This window comes from Polaromonas sp. P1_E1_2, from assembly GCF_056406035.1.
In genome coordinates, this window is record NZ_JBFUAZ010000903.1 from 1 (window position 1) to 1,118 (window position 1,118).

Consider the following 1,118-nt stretch of genomic DNA (forward strand, 5'->3'; position numbering starts at 1 on the left):
ATACGGAGAGCCTGCCCATGAGGCCGCAGCCAGGGCCTGACATGCGCGGCATCGCACTGGCCGGACCGACGGCCTCCGGCAAAACCGCCGCCGCCATGGCGATTGCACAGCGCCACGCGGTGGAAATCATCAGCGTCGATTCCGCACTGGTCTATCGCGGCATGGACATCGGCACTGCCAAGCCCACAGCGGCCGAGCTGGCCGCTGTGCCGCATCACCTGATTGACATCCGCGACCCGCTGCACGCCTACAGCGCGGCCGAGTTTGTGGCCGACGCCAACCGGCTGATGGAAGACATCCGCGGACGCGGCAAACTGCCGCTGCTGGTGGGCGGCACCATGCTGTACTTCAAGGCGCTGTTCGACGGGCTGGACGACATGCCCAAAGCCGACCCCGCCGCGCGCACCGTGATAGCCGACGAAGCAGCCGCCAACGGCTGGCCGGCTCTGCATGCCGAACTCGCCCGGGTGGACCCGGTCACCGCCGCCCGGCTCGCACCGAACGATTCGCAGCGCATTTCGCGTGCGCTGGAGGTTTTCCGCGTGTCAGGCCAGCCGCTGTCGTTCTTCCACCAGCAAAACGCTACAAAAACCATAGCTGCTGGCGCACAGCCATCAATGGCTACAGCCCTTATTTCCCTTGAACCTCAAGACCGCAGCTGGCTGCACGAGCGTATTGCCCAACGCTTCGACGCCATGCTGGCCGGCGGGTTTATGGACGAAGTGAAAGCCCTGCGCGCACGCGGCGACCTCAACCCCGACTTGCCTTCGATGCGCTGCGTCGGCTACCGCCAGGCGTGGGAAGCACTGGACGGCAACTACCCGCTGGCCGAGCTGCGCGACAAAGGCATTTTCGCCACGCGCCAGCTGGCCAAGCGCCAGATCACCTGGCTGCGCTCCATGCCGCAGCGCCAGGTCGTGGCCTGCGATGCGGCCGATGCGTTGCAGCAGGTGCTTGCACTGGTTGACGCTTCTGTTGGGCAGACGACATGAGCCTTCAACTCAGGAACCTCGCCAAGCGCTACGGCACAACCGCCGTGTTCAGCCATGTCACGCTGGATGTTGAGCCCGGCGAGTTCGTCGCCATCATCGGCGAATCAGGCGTCGGCAAATCAACGC

Annotated in this window: 2 protein-coding genes; both read left to right on the top strand. The window is 65.3% G+C overall.

What is annotated here, in order from left to right; genetic code table 11:
- The first annotated feature begins 17 nt into the window (after window positions 1–17).
- On the top strand, window positions 18–992 hold the full coding sequence (gene miaA / locus AC1D1P_RS23945) for a tRNA (adenosine(37)-N6)-dimethylallyltransferase MiaA (protein WP_477674734.1): 975 nt from the start codon (window positions 18–20) through the stop codon (window positions 990–992).
- On the top strand, window positions 989–1,118 hold a 130-nt coding region (locus AC1D1P_RS23950; RefSeq protein ID WP_477674735.1), incomplete at its 3' end, for an ATP-binding cassette domain-containing protein. The genes miaA and AC1D1P_RS23950, both read left to right, overlap by 4 nt.

Coding starts and splice junctions, on each gene's coding strand:
- miaA (WP_477674734.1), top strand. CDS start 18: ATGAGGCCGCAGCCAGGGCCTGACATGCGCGGCATCGCACTGGCCGGA.